The sequence below is a fragment of the Luteimonas chenhongjianii genome, assembly GCF_002327105.1.
Lineage (GTDB): Bacteria > Pseudomonadota > Gammaproteobacteria > Xanthomonadales > Xanthomonadaceae > Luteimonas > Luteimonas chenhongjianii.
Map to the genome: position 1 here is coordinate 2,809,899 of NZ_CP023406.1, position 15,671 is coordinate 2,825,569.

The window sequence follows — 15,671 nt, forward strand, 5'->3', positions numbered from 1 at the left end:
CGCCACGCGCACCCCTTCCACGAATACGAGCCACACCGACGCCATGAGTACCTATCACGCCCCGCTTACCGATATCCGTTTCGCGCTGCACGATGTCCTGCAGGTCGAACCCCTGTTCGCCTCACTCGGTTTCGAGGACGCCGGTCGGGAAACCCTCGATGCGGTGCTCGACGAATGCGCGCGGCTCTGCGAGACGGTACTGGCGCCACTGAACCGGATCGGCGACGAAGTCGGCGTCAGCTTCGACAAGGCGACCGGCGCGGTCACGACGCCCACGGGCTTCAAGGATGCCTATGACCAGTTCGTCGAGGGCGGCTGGACCGGCATCAGCGCTCCCGTGGAATTCGGCGGCATGGGGTTGCCGCACGGCATCGGCATCTGCCTGGAGGAGATGATCGACGCAGCCAACCTCGCATGGAGCAACTTCCCCCTGTTGTCACACGGCGCGGTCAATGCGCTGCACCACCATGGCGAGGACTGGCAGAAGGACGTCTTCCTCAAGCCACTGATCGCCGGCACCTGGACCGGCACGATGTGCCTGACGGAACCGCAATGCGGGACCGACCTCGGCCTGCTGAAGACCCGCGCCGAACCCCAGGCCGATGGCAGCTACGCGATCACGGGCACCAAGATATTCATCACCGCTGGCGAGCACGACCTCACCGACAACATCATCCACCTCGTACTCGCGCGCCTGCCCGATGCGCCCGAAGGCAGCCGTGGAATCTCGTTGTTCATCGTGCCCAAGATGCAGGTGGGTCGCGACGGCAGTGTCGGCACGCGAAACGCGGTGCGCTGCGGCGCGGTGGAACACAAGATGGGGATCCACGGCTCGGCCACCTGCGTCATGAACTTCGACGGTGCGCAGGGTTACCTGATCGGACACCCCCACAAGGGCCTGATGGCGATGTTTACGATGATGAACACCGCGCGGCTGGGCGTGGGGATCCAAGGCCTCGGACTGGCGACGCGGGCCTATGAGAACGCACTGCGTTATGCACGCGAGCGCCTGCAGTCGCGCGCGCTTTCGGGCGCGAAGCTGCCCTCAAAACCGGCCGATCCGATCCTTGTCCAGCCCGATGTCCGACGCATGCTGCTGACCTGCAAGGCGCTGACCGAGGGCGGGCGCCTGCTCGCCTACCACGCCGGCTCGCTGGTCGACAGCGCCGCGCATGCCCAGGATCCGCTGGCGCGCAAGCAGGCCGACGACCTGCTCGGCTTCCTGACGCCGATCGTCAAGGGTTGCCTGACCGAATGGGGCAACGAATGTACCTATCACGCACTGCAGTGCTACGGCGGCCACGGCTACATCGCCGAGCACGGAATGGAACAACTGGCACGCGATGCCCGGATCACCACCCTCTACGAAGGAACGACCGGCATCCAGGCGCTGGACCTGATGGGCCGCAAGACGATGCAGTTGCAGGGGGCGGGTCTGCGGGTCTTCCTCGGCATGATCGAGACCTTCTGCACGACGCATGCCGAAGACGTCGCGCTGGCCGAATTCGTCGTGCCACTGCGCGCCAAGGCGGCCGAGTGGCAACAGCTGACCCGAAGCATCGCCGAGCGCGCGGCAGCGGATCCGGAGGAGATCGGCGCAGCCGCGCACGATTACCTGTTCTTCTCGGGCTATGTCGCCCTCGCCTACTGGTGGGCACGCAGCGTCGCGGTGGCCGAGGCCTCCGCGCGCCCCGAGACCTTCAAGGCCGGCAAGCGCGAAACCGCACGCTTCTACTTCACCCGCATCCTGCCGCGCACGCTGGGCCATGCGGCAGCGATCGCGAGCGGGCCCGCGTCGCTGCTGTCGATCCCCGACGACGCGCTGGACAGCTGACCCCGAACGGCCTCGCGGTCGCTGCGTGCGGCCGCGGGGCGCTTGGACCATTGCACAAACCGTCATTGATCGGGTATATGCTCGATCGCGATGGAGGCAGACCGCGCGATCGCACGCTCGATCCCCACCGGCGCCGCAACGGGGCTGGAGTCCGGAGCTTCCTCCAAGGTTTCTGTACTCGCACCACGCCGCGACGCGGTGCGTCTGCTTGCGCTCGACGCATACGGCCGGGCGCTGAACTGGATCAGCTGGCAGGACGCAGCATGCCTGTACGCGCGAGGCGCGGTGGCCTGGACGATCGGCGACCCCTGCATCACCGTCCGCGGTGGCGTCTGCCGGGCGACCGGCGCCCGAAGCCGCATGGATCTGCATCCGATCATCGCAGGCCGCAGCCACGTACGACCCGGCGCGGTCGATCCCACGCCCGCGCTGACCAACACGGCCTTGTTTGCCCGCGACCACCAGCTGTGCCTGTACTGCGGCCGTCGCGCTGGCCGGCAGACGCTCACGCGCGATCACGTCTCACCGCTCTCGCGTGGCGGGCTCGACATCTGGGAGAACGTGGTCTCGGCATGCTTCCAGTGCAACTCGCGCAAGGGCGCGCGTACGCCCCAGGAGGCATCGATGCCACTGCTGGCAGTGCCGTTCCGGCCGAGCTGGATCGAACATCTGATCCTGAGCAACCGCAACATTCTTGCCGACCAGATGGCTTTCCTGACCACCCATCTGCCGCAACGCCGACGCCAGGAGCATGCGGTTTGAGCAGGTAGGCGCGCACATCGCCTGCGGCAATGGCTAAACTCCGGCCTTGGCGCGCATCGCGCCGCGTCGCCGGTACCTCCTGCATGACACTGACCATCGCGCTGAGCGGAATGGACAACGCGACCGAGACCGCACTGCGCGCGGCATTTTCGGGCGCCAACGCGCAACTGGGCGGACGCTTCGTCCTGACCGCGGAATCCGAGGCCGCGCACGTGATCGTCGACATGGACAGCATGTACGGCCCGATGAGCTGGCTGCGCCTGCACGCGTCGGGCAAGCAGATCATCGGTCTGACCTCGGCGCCGCGCGTGCAGACCCATTTCCGGCTCGGGCGCCCCTTCGACGACAACGCCATGGCGACGCTGCTGCGCGAGGTCGCGGCAGCGCAGGAGGTCGAGGTGGATGCGCCGGCGACCGCGCCTGCTGGCGAGTCCCCGGCAGTCGCGACCGACGATGCCAGTGAGGCGACCACGACACCTGCCCCGGAAGCCGCGCCGGCCGTCGCCCGCGCAAGCGGCGATCCGTCCCCGCTCGAAGCGGGCGACATTCCGGTATTCCCGGACGAGGCTCCGCGGCCGCTGGACATCGCGCCGCCGATGCCCGCCTCGCTCGAAGCGTCCGCTGCGGCGCCCATGCCCGCCTCGCCCGAAGCGCCCGCCGCCGCTCCCCTTCCGGAGGCGGAGCCGGAGACCGGTCGCGCATTGCCCTTCGTGAGCTGGATCGCGACCGGCGCGCTGCGCGGACGCCGGCGTTTCCGCAGCGACACCGGCCCGACGCTGTGGCTCGACTTCGATGCGCAGCACTACCACGGCCCCGCCACGCTCAAGCCCCTGACCCAGTACTTCAACGGCGCGGTCACTGGAGATGTGTTCGAGGCAGTTGACGCGGCCACCTGGTCGGCCAACGCGCTCGTCGCCGGCCCACCACAGCCACTGTCCCGGCTGCTGTGGCTCGGCGGCCTGCTGGAAGGAGACGGCACCACCCTCGTGCCTAGCTACGACCCGGAGGCGCGCTACCAGCTCAGCAAATGGCCGCAGACCGAACGCGAGTATCCCCGCCACTTCAGGATCGCGACCGCGATGATGAAGGGCCCTGCAACGCTCGACGAGATCATTGCGGCCAGCGGTGTGCCGGCTGAAGAGGTGATCCGGTTCGTGAACGCGAATCTGGTCACCGGCTATGCCGAGCCGTTCATCGAGACGCCCGAGCCTGTAGAGACGCCGGAGCGGAGTGGCGGCTTTTTCTCGCGGCTGCGCCGCCGCTGACCGCCGCCGACATCAGGCAGCGCGGTCGCGCTGCGTGACGCCAGGCAGGGGCCCGCGGCGTACAATGGGCCCATGATCGACTCCACGCGCTATCCGCGCCTTGCGCGCATCGACGGGCCGTCCGACCTGCGCCAGTTCGACGAAGCCGAGCTCCCCGCGATCGCCGACGAGCTGCGCGCCTACCTCATCGAATCCGTCGGCAAGAGCGGTGGCCATTTCGGCGCCGGCCTCGGCGTGATCGAACTGACCACGGTCCTGCACTACCTCTACGACACCCCCCACGATCGCATCGTCTGGGACGTCGGGCATCAGACCTATCCGCACAAGATCCTGACCGGCCGTCGCGACCGCATCCACACGGTCAAGCAGAAGGATGGCATCGCGCCGTTTCCGAAGCGCGAGGAGTCCGAGTACGACACGTTCGGCGTGGGCCATTCCTCGACGTCGATCTCCGCCGCCCTGGGCATGGCGATCGCCAATGCGCGCAGCGGCGACGATCGGCGCGTGGTCGCGGTGATCGGCGATGGGGCAATGACCGCGGGCATGGTGTACGAAGCCCTCAACCACGCCGGCGGCATGGAGCCCGAGCCCGACATCCTGGTGGTCCTCAACGACAATCGCATGTCGATCAGCGAAGCGGTCGGCGGGCTGACCAAGATCCTCGGCCGCGCCACCGGCAGCCGCACCCTCAACGCGCTTCGCGAAGGGGGCAAGAAGCTGCTCGGCGACAAGAACAACCCGACGGCCAAGTTCGTCCGGCGCTGGGAAGAACACTGGAAGGGCATGTTCGTGCCCTCCACGCTGTTCGAGGAGATGGGCTTCCACTACACCGGTCCCATCGACGGCCATGACGTCAAGGCGCTGACCGACACGCTCAAGACCCTCAAGGGCCTCAAGGGTCCCCAGCTGCTCCATGTCATCACGACCAAGGGCAAGGGCTACGAGCTCGCCGAGGGCGACCAGATCGGCTACCACGCGGTCTCGCCATTCGATCCGAGCCTGGGGGTCGTCGCCAAGGACGGGGGCGCCAAGAAGCCGACCTATACCGACGTGTTCGGCAGCTGGATCTGCGACATGGCAGCGGCGGATCCATTGCTTCTCGGCATCACGCCGGCGATGCGTGAAGGCTCGGGCCTGGTGCGTTTCAGCAAGGAATACCCCGCGCGCTACTTCGACACCGCAATCGCCGAACAACACGCGGTGACCCTGGCTGCGGGCATGGCCTGCGAAGGCGCCAAGCCGGTCGTCGCGATCTACTCGACGTTCCTGCAGCGCGCCTACGACCAGCTCATCCACGATGTCGCGGTGCAGAAGCTCGACGTTCTGTTTGCCATCGACCGCGGCGGCGTGGTCGGTCCGGATGGCGCCACGCATGCAGGCAATCTCGACCTGAGCTTCCTGCGCTGTGTGCCGAACATGGTCCTCATGGCGCCGGCGGACGAGAACGAGTGTCGCGCGATGCTGACAACCGGCTTCCGCCACGAAGGCCCGGCGGCCGTTCGTTACCCGCGCGGCACCGGCCCCGGCGTCGCGATCGAGACGAAGCTCGAAACCATGCCCATCGGCAAGGCAGAGCGGCGCCGTCGCGGCAGGCGCATCGCCCTGCTGGCGTTCGGTGCGATCGTGCCCGCCGCCGAGCAGGTCGGCGAGGCGCTCGACCTGACGGTCGTCAACATGCGCTTCGTGCGCCCGCTCGACCGTGCCCTGCTGCTCGAGCTCGCCGCGACCCACGACGGCTTCGTGACACTGGAGGACAACGTCGTCGCCGGTGGCGCCGGCTCCGGGGTCGCGGAGCTGCTCAGCGCGGAAGGCGTCACGATACCGATGCTGCATCTCGGCTTGCCCGACGCCTTCCAGCACCATGCCTCTCGCGAGGACCTGCTCTCCGAAGCCGGGCTCGACGTCGACGGCATCCGCGAGGCGGTTTTGCGGCGCTGGCCGGACCTGCGCAGCGGCAGCAACACCCTGCAGGCCGCCGCCGGCTGATCCGGCGGCGCATACGGCCCTGGGATCAGGGCTTCAGGCCCCCGCCAGCCGTGTCGCCGGGGGCACTCTCGGCGGGGTCGACTTCATCCGGTGCAATCACCGTATAGCCACGCGCCCGCAACGCCGAGAGCTGCCCGTCGGCACTCAGCAGAGAATTCAGCGGCACGCTCGCGAAGACCACCGGGTGTTCGGTCATCGCGGCTTCGACCGTCGACAACCACGCCGCGGACACCTTCGCCTCGATGTCCGCCATGCCCAGTCCGCGCGCGGTCTCGCTCGATGTCCAGGCGGACAGACAGGCGCTGACCTGGGCACGGGCGTCAGGCATGGAGCGCAATGTCTCCAGATCGCCGACCGCCCAGGCGTTGGCGCGGGCCGCGATGCGTGGCAGATTGTTCTCGATGATGTCGAGCGTGGCGCGCACGCAGTCGAGGTCCTCGGGCCTCAGGGTCTCGCGCCGGAACGCGGAGAGTGCGGCACCTGGATCGTCGATCTTCAGGTCGAGAACCGTAGGCGCGACTTCCATGGCGCGCGCCTTCAACGCCTCGGCGATCACCGGGCCAATGATGCCGCCCTCGCGCAGGCCGTTCCGCTCCAGGGCCGCCCGATACAGCTGATAGACCGCGATGATGGGCCGCTTGCGCTCGATGCCGCGATCGCGACCGATGTAACGCTGCTTCAGTGCCGCCCAGCGCACGTACAGATCGGGCGGCAGCAGGCTCTCGAGTTTCGCGCCGTCCGGATTGCGCATCGCGCGGAACGCCGATGGCGCGAGCGTCAGCCCCCGAAAGAAACCGATGTCCGCGCCCACCTTGACACCTGGCGGCCCCAGCGCGGCACCGGCTTCGGCGAGCACCTCTCGCACTTCCTCTGCACGCCAGGTGATGTCGGCAGGCAATGGCGACTGGGTGCCGAGAATGTAGAGGGTGTGGCCGTCCTCGCGCCGCACCCGCCATAGCCCGGGTCCCGGCTGGGCGCCGGTGACGACGACCGTTTCCATGTCGCGTACATCAGAGGGCGGCGGCATCCCAGCGCGGGCCGGCAAGCCTGCCTCCGTGCCCTGTGCGAATAGCGGCGAAGACGCTACCGCTACAACCGCTGCCAGCATCGCGCCAGCGAACCGCTTGTCCATAAGTCAGCTCCGTTCAACAAAATGAAGGCCGAGCATACGAAGGCCCGGCGTCGGATGTGCGCAGCCTTCGAGGAGGCGCTGCCTGGCGTTCAGCGTCGCCCCCAGGCCACCTTAGTAAATTCATGCAGACGCGCTCCCGACGCCAGCCCCGTTAGGGTTCCGCCCTTCCAGTTCCTGAGAGCAAGCACATGACCGACCACGACCAGCGGCGCATCCTGCGCGACATCGACACCACCACCCCGATCACCGCATCGGAGACCGACTGGGCCGTCAATGCCGGCTATGCCGTGCTGGCGGAGGACGGTGACATCGATCTGACGGCGAAGGGGCGCGCCCTCCTGGATGCCTCCTGAGCACACCCCGCAAACGAAACGGCCCGCGCTTGCGCGCGGGCCGTTCGTTGACACGTTTTGGTCGGGGTAGCCGGATTTGAACCGACGACCACTTGTCCCCCAGACAAGTGCGCTACCAGGCTGCGCTATACCCCGGAATCTGTGAATTATACCGGCAACGGATGCGTCTGCGCATCCATATATGCAGGCATTTTCAGCGCTTGAGCAACTGCAGAACGTCCTCGAGCTCCATTCGCACCTGACGCACGATCTGGTTGCTCAGCGCGGACTCCTGCTTGGCCCCCTCGCCTTCCAGCCGCAGCCGTGCCCCGCCGATCGTATAACCCTGCTCGTAGAGCAGCCCACGGATCTGGCGGACCATCAGTACGTCGTGGCGCTGGTAGTAACGGCGGTTGCCCCGACGCTTGACCGGCTCGAGACTCGGGAACTCCGTTTCCCAGTAGCGCAGCACATGCGGCTTCACATCGCACAGCTCGCTGACTTCCCCGATCGTGAAATACCGCTTCGCCGGGATCGGTGGAAGTTCTCGATTGCTGCCCGGATCAAGCATGGTCCGCGCCTGCAGTAGCGCCGGTGTAGGCCTCGACACGCTCCTTGAGTTTCTGACCCGGACGGAAGGTCACCACGGTGCGTGCGGAGATCGGGATCTCCTCACCGGTCTTGGGATTGCGACCGGGTCGCTCGTTCTTGCGGCGCAGGTCGAAGTTGCCGAAACCCGACAGCTTCACCTGCCGCCCCTGATGCAGCGCGTCGCGAAGCACGTCGAAAAACGCGTCGACGAATTCCTTCGCCTCACGCTTGTTCAGCCCTACTTCCTCGTAGAGCTTCTCGGCCATGTCCGCCTTGGTGAGTGCCACGCTGCAACTCCCTGCGAGGCCTCAGCCCCGGATCTTCGCGCCGTGTTCTCGCGCGAGTGCGGCCACGACATCCGCAACGACGGAATCGACATCGCGGTCGGTCAGAGTGCGTGAAAGTTCCTGCAAAATCAAGCCCATGGCGAGACTCCTGAAGCCGGATTCGACCCCTTGGCCGGCATACCGATCGAACAATACGACCTCCGCCAGCAACGGACCGGCGGCGGCGCGTACGGTCGACTCGAGTGCCGCCCAGGCGACCGCCTCGGGCGCCACGATGGCCAGGTCGCGGCGGACCGACGGGAACTTCGACAACGCGGCGACGCGGGGCAGCGGGCGCTCCTGGAGCGCGCTCGCATTCAGCTCGAACGCGACCACCGGCACGTCGAGGTCCAGCGCGCGGCGCAGCCGTGGATGCAGCTCACCGACCCAGCCGACCCGGACGCCGTCCCGGCAGACATCGGCCGAACGGCCCGGGTGGCCGTGCGGCGCGTCCGAGCGCTGGAATGTCAGACGCGCGCCGGCAAGGGCGGCCAGCGCTTCCAGATCGCCCTTGAGGTCGAAATAGTCGACCGGGCGCGAGGAATCGCCCCACTGCTCCACCCGTGCATCGCCCGACACCGCCGCCGCCACGCGAAGCGTTTCGACCGGCGCGGCCTTGTCGGCCCCGGCTCGGGCGAACACCTTGCCGATCTCGAACAGGCGCACGCGATCCTGCTGGCGCGCCAGATTGCGGCCGAGGCTCGCGACCAGCCCGGGCAGCAGCGCGGTGCGCATCACGCCCAGTTCGGTGCTGAGGGGATTGGCCAGCGGCACGCTGCCCGCATCCACCTGCCATGCGCCGAGCAGCGCGGCATCGACGAAGGCGAAGTTGACCGTCTCGAGGCAATCTCGCGCGACCATCTGCCGGCGCAGCTCGGCTTCGGCGATCCGGGTTTCGCTTGGCGCTGCGATCCGCGTCGCGCCGCCGGGCAGCGTGGTCGGCACGCGGTCATAGCCGTGGATGCGCACGACCTCTTCGATGAGGTCTTCTTCGATCGCCAGATCGAAGCGGCGCGTCGGCGCGGTGACCTGCCAGCCCTCGGCATCGGAAGCAACCTCGAGACCGAGCGCACGCAGGATCCGCTCGACCTCCGCATCGGCGATGTGCAGGCCGAGCACACGCGCCATCCTCGCCCGGCGCAGGGCGATGGTGCGCGGGCGGGCGAGGTACTCGTCCACCTCGGCGGCGACCACGGGGCCAGGCCTGCCGCCGGCGACATCGAGAATCAGGCGGGTCGCATACTCGATCGCGGTGCGCGGCAGGCCCGGATCGACCCCCCGCTCGAAGCGGTGCGCGGCCTCGGTGTGCAGGCCGAGCCTGCGGCTGCGACCGATGATGGCGTCGGGCGCGAAGTGCGCGGACTCGAGGAAGACACTGCGGGTGCCGTCGGTCACGCGCGTATCCAGGCCGCCCATCACGCCGGCCAGCGCCACGACCCGGTCGGCGTCGGTGACCGCAAGGAACTGTTCGTCGAGCGTCACCTCGCGCCCGTCGAGCAGCGTAAGCGTCTCGCCCTTGCGGGCACGCCGCACGCCGACGGGTCCGGTGAGCAGATCACGGTCGAAGGCATGCATCGGCTGGCCGAGTTCGAGCATCACGTACTGGGTCACGTCGACGAGGAAGCTGACCGGCCGGATGCCGCTGCGACGCAGGCGTTCGGCCATCCACACCGGGGTCGGCCGTGTCGCATCGACGCCCTCGATCACGCGGCCGAGGTAGCGCGGCGCATCGGCACCCGCATCGAGCGTGACCGCGAGCCGCGCCGACGACTCGGCAACAACGGGCGCCGCGTCCAGCTCGACGACGCCGCTGCCGAATGCAGCCGCCACGTCGAACGCGATGCCGCGGACGCTGAAACAGTCGGCGCGATTCGGGGTGAGTTTCAGTTCCAGCGTCGCGTCAGGCAGACCGAGGTACTGGGCGAGCGGCGCACCGACCGGTGCATCCGCAGGCAGTTCGAGCAGGCCGGCCGCATCGGCGTCGATACCCAGCTCCCTGGCCGAGCACAGCATGCCGTTGGACTCGACGCCCCGCAGCTTGGCGGCCTTGATCGTCAGCGCACCGACGGTGGTCCCGATCGTCGCCAGCGGCGCGATCAGTCCCGCACGCGCGTTCGGCGCGCCACAGACGATCTGCAGCGTCTGTCCACCCGCATCCACCTGGCAGACCTGCAGGCGATCGGCCTCGGGATGCTTCTCTGCCGAGACGATGCGCGCAACGACGACGCCATCCAGCGCCTCGCCCAGCGGCGTGATGTCTTCGACCTCCAGGCCGATCGCCGTCAGGGTGGCCGCCAGCTGTTCGCGGGTCGCATCGGTCTTGACGTGCTGGCGCAGCCAGTTCTCGGAAAATTTCATGGCGATCTCTTGGAATCGTCGTCCCGGCGAGCGGGCGCGAATGCTTCGGGTTGTCTGTCGGCAGGCGCAGCGGCCGCGTTACGCGAACTGGCGCAGGAACCGCACGTCGTTGTCAAAGAACGCGCGCAGGTCATCGACGCCGTAACGCAGCATCGCGAAGCGTTCCACGCCCAGCCCGAAGGCGAACCCGGTGTAGCGTTCCGGATCGATACCGACAGCCCGCAGCACGTTCGGGTGGACCATGCCGCAGCCCAGCACCTCCAGCCAGCGCGTGCTGCCGTCGGCCTGCTGCCAGGCGATGTCGACTTCGGCGCCGGGTTCGACGAACGGGAAGTAACTCGGACGGAACCGCATCTCGAAGTCGCGCTCGAAGAACGCGCGGACGAATTCGCTCAGCGTCCCCTTGAGGTCGGCAAAGGTCGCGTGCTCGTCCACCAGCAGCCCTTCGACCTGGTGGAACATCGGCGAGTGGGTCTGGTCGCTGTCGGAGCGGTACACCTTGCCGGCGGCGATCATCCGCAGCGGCGGCGCATGCTCGCCCATGTAACGCACCTGCACGCCGGAGGTATGGGTGCGCAGCAGGCGACCGTCGCCGAAGTAGAACGTGTCGTGCATCGCCCGCGCGGGATGGTGCGGGGGAAAGTTCAACGCTTCGAAGTTGTGCCAGTCGTCCTCGATCTCGGGACCATCGGCGAGCTCGTAGCCGAGGCGGCCGAAGATGTCGGCGATGCGCTCGAGCGTGCGGCTGATCGGATGCACACCGCCACGCGTAGCGTCGCGCCCGGGCAGCGTGACATCGACGGTCTGTGATGCGAGCTGGGCATCGAGCACCGCATCGTCGAGCGCGACCTTGCGCGTCGACAGCGCCCCGGCGATCGCGTCCCGCGCGCGGTTGATCGCCTCGCCCGCCGCTTTGCGCTGGTCGGCCGGCAGCGCACCGAGCGCTTTGAGCTGGGCAGTGATGCTGCCGCTCTTGCCGAGCAGCCCGACGCGCAGGGCTTCCAGCGCCTCAGGCGTGGAGGCAGCCTCGATATCGGCAAGCGCCTGGTTCGAAAGGGAATCGATTTCGCTCATCGCACTGCTGGCCCGTCGCTGTGGTGATCCGATGGCCCGGGACCGCGCTGACGCGCAGGGCACCGGTGCCATAAACAACAATGGGGAAGGACTTGCGCCCTTCCCCACGTGACCGCCGGACGGATCCGGCGGCAGTACCGCTTTACGGTGGAGACGACGGCCTCAGGCCGCCAGCGCGCCCTTTGCCTTCTCGGCGAGCGCGGTAAAGGCGGTGGCATCGTTCACCGCGATATCAGCCAGGATCTTGCGATCGAGGGTGATACCGGCCTTGAGCAGACCGTTCATGAAGCGGCTGTAGTTCATGCCGTTCATGCGGGCCGCGGCGTTGATACGCGTGATCCACAGCGAACGGAAATCACGCTTCTTGAGCTTGCGACCGATGTATGCGTACTGGCCGGCCTTGATGACGGCCTGCTTGGCGACGCGGAAGACCTTGCGACGGGCGTTGTAATAACCCTTCGCGCGGCCGAGGACCTTCTTGTGACGACGGCGCGCCTGAACGCCACGCTTGACTCGTGCCATGGTTCAGTCCTCCTCAGAGATACGGCAGCATGCGGTCGAGACGACCACTGTCGCACGCCGGGATATGGTTCGTCTGACGAAGATTGCGCTTCCGCTTGGTGGCCTTCTTCGTGAGGATGTGGCTACGGTTTGCATGACCGGCCTTGTACTTGCCGGACGCCGTCTTCCGGAACCGCTTGGCGGCGCCCCGGTGCGTCTTGATCTTGGGCATTGCGAGAGTCCTTTTGGGATACGAGTACTGACTGGGCGGTGGCTGACGCCACGCTTTCCGTCCTGCCCATGCCGGTTTTAAGCCTTTGATCCCACGAGGGAATCCAGGCGGGTCCTGGATGAATCTATCCCCCGGCGGACCGGGAGCCGGGCATTATGCCGCGCGGGGAACGGGGTTGCAAATCGCTGGCTGGCGAAAAGCCCGATGAAGGCCACGCGCGGAGCGCGACCCGGAGCCAGAAGCGCTCGCCCCCGGCTCAGGCCCGAAACGGAAAGAGGCGCCTCGCGGCGCCCCTCACCTTGCAGCCGTACCTCGCGGCTCGGATCCCGCCAACGCCGGAGCGCTCAGACGGCCCATCCGCAGAGAGTCTGCGCAAGCGGACCGCCTCCCCCCCCCCCCCCCCCCCCCCCCGGAGGGAGGCAGAACTGAGCGCCGCGCGCGGCGCGCACTTACTTCTTCTTGGGGGCGATCATCATGACCATCTGGCGACCTTCAAGGCGCGGACGCGATTCGATCACGATGTCCTCGCCCAGATCGGCCTCGATCCGCGACGCCATCTCGCGGCCCAGCTCCTGGTGGCTCATCTCGCGGCCACGGAAGCGGATATTGACCTTGACCTTGTCGCCTTCCTCGATGAAGCGGCGCATGTTGCGCAGCTTGATCTGGTAGTCGCCCTCGTCGGTGACCGGCCGGAACTTGAGTTCCTTGATCTCCTGCTGCTTGGTCTTTTTCTTGGCCTCGTTGGCCTTTTTCTGGGCTTCGAACTTGAACTTGCCGAAGTCCATGATCTTGCAGACCGGCGGATCCGCGTTGGGCTGGATCTCGACGAGGTCCAGACCTTCGTCCTCGGCGGCCTTGAGCGCTTCGTCGCGCGTCAGGACGCCGATCATTTCTCCGTCGGAACCAATGACGCGCACCCGCGGTACGCGGATGTCCTGGTTACGCCGATTCTGCTTGTCAGGGGTGCTAATACTGCAATCTCCAAAATGGAACATACCGCCGGTTCGCCGACCGGCGGGGCGACCAGCGCGGACCATGGTGGACCCGCGCCGGTGAAGGAATCATGTTGAAACGGGCGTCTCGCGCAACCGCGCCACGAACTCTGCGATCGGCATCGAGCCCATATCTTCCCCGGACCGCGTCCGAACGGCAATGGTGCCGGTCTCCTTTTCACGGTCTCCAACCACGATCAGATAGGGCACCCGCTGCAGCGTGTGCTCGCGGATCTTATAGCCGATCTTTTCGTTGCGCAAATCCGCCTCGACCCGGACCCCTTGATTTGCAAGGGATTTCCGCACTTCTTCGACGAAGTCGGCCTGGGCGTCCGTGATGTTCATCACCACGGCCTGAACGGGGGCCAGCCAGGCCGGGAATGCGCCGGCATGATGCTCGATCAGGATGCCGATGAAGCGCTCCATCGAGCCGACGATCGCGCGATGCAGCATCACCGGGGTCTGCTTCTGGCTGTGCTCGTCCACGTACTCGGCGCCCAGGCGCCCGGGCATCATGAAGTCGACCTGCATCGTGCCGAGCTGCCAGGTGCGGCCGATGGCATCTTTCAGGTGGTATTCGATCTTCGGGCCGTAGAACGCGCCCTCGCCCGGCAGCTCTTCCCACGCGACGCCGCAGGCCGACAGCGCATTGCGCAGCGCGGCCTCGGCCTTGTCCCAGGTCGCGTCATCGCCGAGGCGCGATTCGGGGCGCAGCGCGATCTTGATCTGGATCTCGTCGAAACCGAAGTGGGTGTACACCGCCAGCGCCTGCTGGTGGAACGCGGTCACTTCCGATTCGATCTGCGACTCGGTGCAGAAGACGTGTCCGTCGTCCTGGGTGAAACCGCGCACGCGCAGGATGCCGTGCAGCGCGCCCGAAGGCTCGTTGCGATGGCAGCTGCCGAACTCGCCATAGCGGATCGGCAGATCGCGATAGCTGTGCAGGCCCTGGTTGAAGATCTGCACGTGGCCCGGGCAGTTCATCGGCTTGACCGCGTACGTGCGCTTCTCCGATTCGGTGAAGAACATGTTGTCCTTGTAATTGTCCCAGTGGCCGGACTTCTGCCACAGGGACACGTCGAGGATCTGCGGGCAACGCACTTCGCCATAGCCGCTTTCGCGGTAGACGCCGCGCATGTGCTGCTCGACCACCTGCCACAGCGCCCAGCCCTTGGGATGCCAGAACACCAGGCCCGGGGCCTCTTCCTGCAGATGGAACAGCTCCTGCTGCTTGCCGATGCGGCGGTGGTCGCGTTTCTCGGCTTCCTCGATGCGCTGGATGTAGGCCTTGAGCTGCTTGGAATCCGCCCACGCGGTGCCGTAGATGCGCTGCAGCTGTTCGTTCTTGGAATCGCCGCGCCAGTACGCGCCGGAAATGCGCGTGAGCTTGAAGGCCTTGAGGAAGCGCGTGTTGGGCACGTGCGGACCACGGCACATGTCGACGTATTCCTGGTGGTGGTAGAGGCCCATCTCGGTGATGTCGGCCGGCATGTCCTCGATCAGGCGCAGCTTGTAGTCCTCGCCGCGGGCCTTGAACGTCTCGATGACCTCGGCGCGCGGCGTCATCTTCTTGATGACGTCGTACTCGGTGTCGATCAGCTCGGCCATGCGCTTCTCGATCGCGGCCATGTCGTCGGGCGTGAACGGGCGTTCGCTGTAGATGTCGTAGTAGAAGCCGTCGTCGATCACCGGGCCGATGACCATCTTCGCGTCCGGGTAGAGCTGCTTGACCGCATGGCCGACCAGGTGCGCGCAGGAGTGGCGGATGATCTCGACGCCCTCGGGATCCTTCGGGGTCAGGATCTGCAGCGTGGCGTCATGGTCGATGACATCGGAGGCGTCGACCTGGCGGCCGTCGACCTTGCCGGCGACGGTGGCCTTGGCCAGGCCAGGGCCGATGGACTGGGCGACCTCCATGACGGAGACCGGGTGGTCGAACTCGCGGCGGCTGCCGTCGGGGAGCGTGATCGTGATCATGGGAGGCGTCTGGCGTGGTGGCCGGCAGGGCCGGCGGAGCGGAAGAAGGCGGCAACAAAAAGGCGCCACGAGGGCGCCTGATGGCACACCCGGGAACGGTCAGCGATGGGCGGTGGTAGTGCTCATGTCGCACGCTCGGCCGGCGGGGTCGCGGGCCACCTGTTCCTGATGGAGCGAAGAGGCCGATTCTAGCCGAGAACGCTCGCGTGCGCTGCGCTGGACGACCGGGATCGCGGATCCCCGCAACGCACCGCGGCCGGACCGGGCGCCGCCAGCCGGCGTGGCATCATCCGCCGAGGTCCACACGCC

14 protein-coding genes and 1 tRNA gene are annotated in these 15,671 nt (G+C 67.1%); 5 read left to right on the plus strand and 10 right to left on the minus strand.

Going from position 1 to position 15,671, the window contains the following annotated elements:
- Positions 1 to 43 precede the first annotated feature (43 nt).
- The 4 genes from CNR27_RS12720 to dxs all read left to right on the plus strand — a co-directional run bounded on the left by CNR27_RS12720 (position 44) and on the right by dxs (position 5,847).
- On the plus strand, positions 44 to 1,834 hold the full coding sequence (locus tag CNR27_RS12720) for an acyl-CoA dehydrogenase C-terminal domain-containing protein (RefSeq protein ID WP_096299322.1): 1,791 nt from the start codon (positions 44 to 46) through the stop codon (positions 1,832 to 1,834).
- Between the two features lie 90 nt (positions 1,835 to 1,924).
- Positions 1,925 to 2,596, plus strand: a complete 672-nt coding sequence (locus CNR27_RS12725) for an HNH endonuclease (protein ID WP_096299323.1) — start codon at positions 1,925 to 1,927, stop codon at positions 2,594 to 2,596.
- 83 nt (positions 2,597 to 2,679) lie between these two features.
- Positions 2,680 to 3,861, plus strand: a complete 1,182-nt coding sequence (locus CNR27_RS12730) for a hypothetical protein (protein ID WP_096299324.1) — start codon at positions 2,680 to 2,682, stop codon at positions 3,859 to 3,861.
- Positions 3,862 to 3,933: 72 nt separating this feature from the next.
- Positions 3,934 to 5,847 (plus strand): 1-deoxy-D-xylulose-5-phosphate synthase, encoded by a 1,914-nt coding sequence (gene dxs, locus CNR27_RS12735; RefSeq protein ID WP_096299325.1) that lies wholly within the window; start codon positions 3,934 to 3,936, stop codon positions 5,845 to 5,847.
- A 25-nt stretch (positions 5,848 to 5,872) separates the two neighbouring features.
- Here dxs and CNR27_RS12740 read toward each other — a convergent pair whose 3' ends face one another.
- Complete coding sequence (locus CNR27_RS12740) at positions 5,873 to 6,847, minus strand: TraB/GumN family protein (protein WP_245815628.1); 975 nt, start codon at positions 6,845 to 6,847, stop codon at positions 5,873 to 5,875.
- 320 nt (positions 6,848 to 7,167) lie between these two features.
- On the opposite strand from CNR27_RS12740, the gene CNR27_RS15465 reads away from it, so the two are divergent.
- Positions 7,168 to 7,332 carry a hypothetical protein gene (locus CNR27_RS15465; RefSeq protein ID WP_096299326.1) on the plus strand — a complete coding sequence of 55 codons (165 nt, stop codon included), beginning with the start codon at positions 7,168 to 7,170 and terminating at the stop codon, positions 7,330 to 7,332.
- 58 nt (positions 7,333 to 7,390) lie between these two features.
- On the opposite strand, the gene CNR27_RS12750 is transcribed toward CNR27_RS15465, so the two are convergent.
- From CNR27_RS12750 to thrS, 9 genes are all read right to left on the minus strand, one after another.
- A tRNA-Pro gene (locus tag CNR27_RS12750) sits at positions 7,391 to 7,467 on the minus strand.
- A 58-nt stretch (positions 7,468 to 7,525) separates the two neighbouring features.
- Entirely contained in the window at positions 7,526 to 7,882 is a 357-nt protein-coding gene (locus CNR27_RS12755) for a MerR family transcriptional regulator (protein WP_096209477.1), read from the minus strand.
- Positions 7,875 to 8,189 (minus strand): integration host factor subunit alpha, encoded by a 315-nt coding sequence (locus CNR27_RS12760; RefSeq protein WP_096299327.1) that lies wholly within the window; start codon positions 8,187 to 8,189, stop codon positions 7,875 to 7,877. Before CNR27_RS12760 ends, CNR27_RS12755 begins: the two co-directional genes overlap by 8 nt.
- A gap of 21 nt (positions 8,190 to 8,210) precedes the next feature.
- The gene (gene pheT, locus CNR27_RS12765; protein ID WP_096299328.1) at positions 8,211 to 10,586 is read right to left on the minus strand and encodes a phenylalanine--tRNA ligase subunit beta; all 2,376 of its coding nucleotides are present in this window, start codon (positions 10,584 to 10,586) and stop codon (positions 8,211 to 8,213) included.
- A gap of 78 nt (positions 10,587 to 10,664) precedes the next feature.
- Complete coding sequence (pheS, locus tag CNR27_RS12770) at positions 10,665 to 11,660, minus strand: phenylalanine--tRNA ligase subunit alpha (protein ID WP_096299329.1); 996 nt, start codon at positions 11,658 to 11,660, stop codon at positions 10,665 to 10,667.
- A 162-nt stretch (positions 11,661 to 11,822) separates the two neighbouring features.
- Positions 11,823 to 12,182: a 50S ribosomal protein L20 gene (rplT, locus tag CNR27_RS12775; protein WP_096299330.1), complete on the minus strand. Its 360-nt coding sequence runs from the start codon at positions 12,180 to 12,182 to the stop codon at positions 11,823 to 11,825.
- A 13-nt stretch (positions 12,183 to 12,195) separates the two neighbouring features.
- A complete protein-coding gene (gene rpmI, locus CNR27_RS12780; protein ID WP_055249161.1) occupies positions 12,196 to 12,393 on the minus strand; it encodes a 50S ribosomal protein L35 in 198 nt (65 codons plus the stop codon).
- A 449-nt stretch (positions 12,394 to 12,842) separates the two neighbouring features.
- Positions 12,843 to 13,388 carry a translation initiation factor IF-3 gene (infC, locus tag CNR27_RS12785; RefSeq protein ID WP_096299332.1) on the minus strand — a complete coding sequence of 182 codons (546 nt, stop codon included), beginning with the start codon at positions 13,386 to 13,388 and terminating at the stop codon, positions 12,843 to 12,845.
- A gap of 66 nt (positions 13,389 to 13,454) precedes the next feature.
- On the minus strand, positions 13,455 to 15,362 hold the full coding sequence (thrS, locus tag CNR27_RS12790) for a threonine--tRNA ligase (protein WP_096299334.1): 1,908 nt from the start codon (positions 15,360 to 15,362) through the stop codon (positions 13,455 to 13,457).
- Positions 15,363 to 15,671: the final 309 nt, after the last annotated feature.

Bases quoted from the DNA above. Each gene is read 5' to 3' on its own strand.
- rpmI (WP_055249161.1), bottom strand. From the start codon at position 12,393: ATGCCCAAGATCAAGACGCACCGGGGCGCCGCCAAGCGGTTCCGGAAG.
- CNR27_RS12740 (WP_245815628.1), bottom strand. From the start codon at position 6,847: ATGGAAACGGTCGTCGTCACCGGCGCCCAGCCGGGACCCGGGCTATGG.
- CNR27_RS12720 (WP_096299322.1), top strand. From the start codon at position 44: ATGAGTACCTATCACGCCCCGCTTACCGATATCCGTTTCGCGCTGCAC.
- CNR27_RS12730 (WP_096299324.1), top strand. From the start codon at position 2,680: ATGACACTGACCATCGCGCTGAGCGGAATGGACAACGCGACCGAGACC.
- CNR27_RS15465 (WP_096299326.1), top strand. From the start codon at position 7,168: ATGACCGACCACGACCAGCGGCGCATCCTGCGCGACATCGACACCACC.
- CNR27_RS12725 (WP_096299323.1), top strand. From the start codon at position 1,925: ATGGAGGCAGACCGCGCGATCGCACGCTCGATCCCCACCGGCGCCGCA.
- infC (WP_096299332.1), bottom strand. From the start codon at position 13,388: ATGTTCCATTTTGGAGATTGCAGTATTAGCACCCCTGACAAGCAGAAT.
- pheT (WP_096299328.1), bottom strand. From the start codon at position 10,586: ATGAAATTTTCCGAGAACTGGCTGCGCCAGCACGTCAAGACCGATGCG.
- pheS (WP_096299329.1), bottom strand. From the start codon at position 11,660: ATGAGCGAAATCGATTCCCTTTCGAACCAGGCGCTTGCCGATATCGAG.
- dxs (WP_096299325.1), top strand. From the start codon at position 3,934: ATGATCGACTCCACGCGCTATCCGCGCCTTGCGCGCATCGACGGGCCG.
- rplT (WP_096299330.1), bottom strand. From the start codon at position 12,182: ATGGCACGAGTCAAGCGTGGCGTTCAGGCGCGCCGTCGTCACAAGAAG.
- CNR27_RS12755 (WP_096209477.1), bottom strand. From the start codon at position 7,882: ATGCTTGATCCGGGCAGCAATCGAGAACTTCCACCGATCCCGGCGAAG.
- thrS (WP_096299334.1), bottom strand. From the start codon at position 15,362: ATGATCACGATCACGCTCCCCGACGGCAGCCGCCGCGAGTTCGACCAC.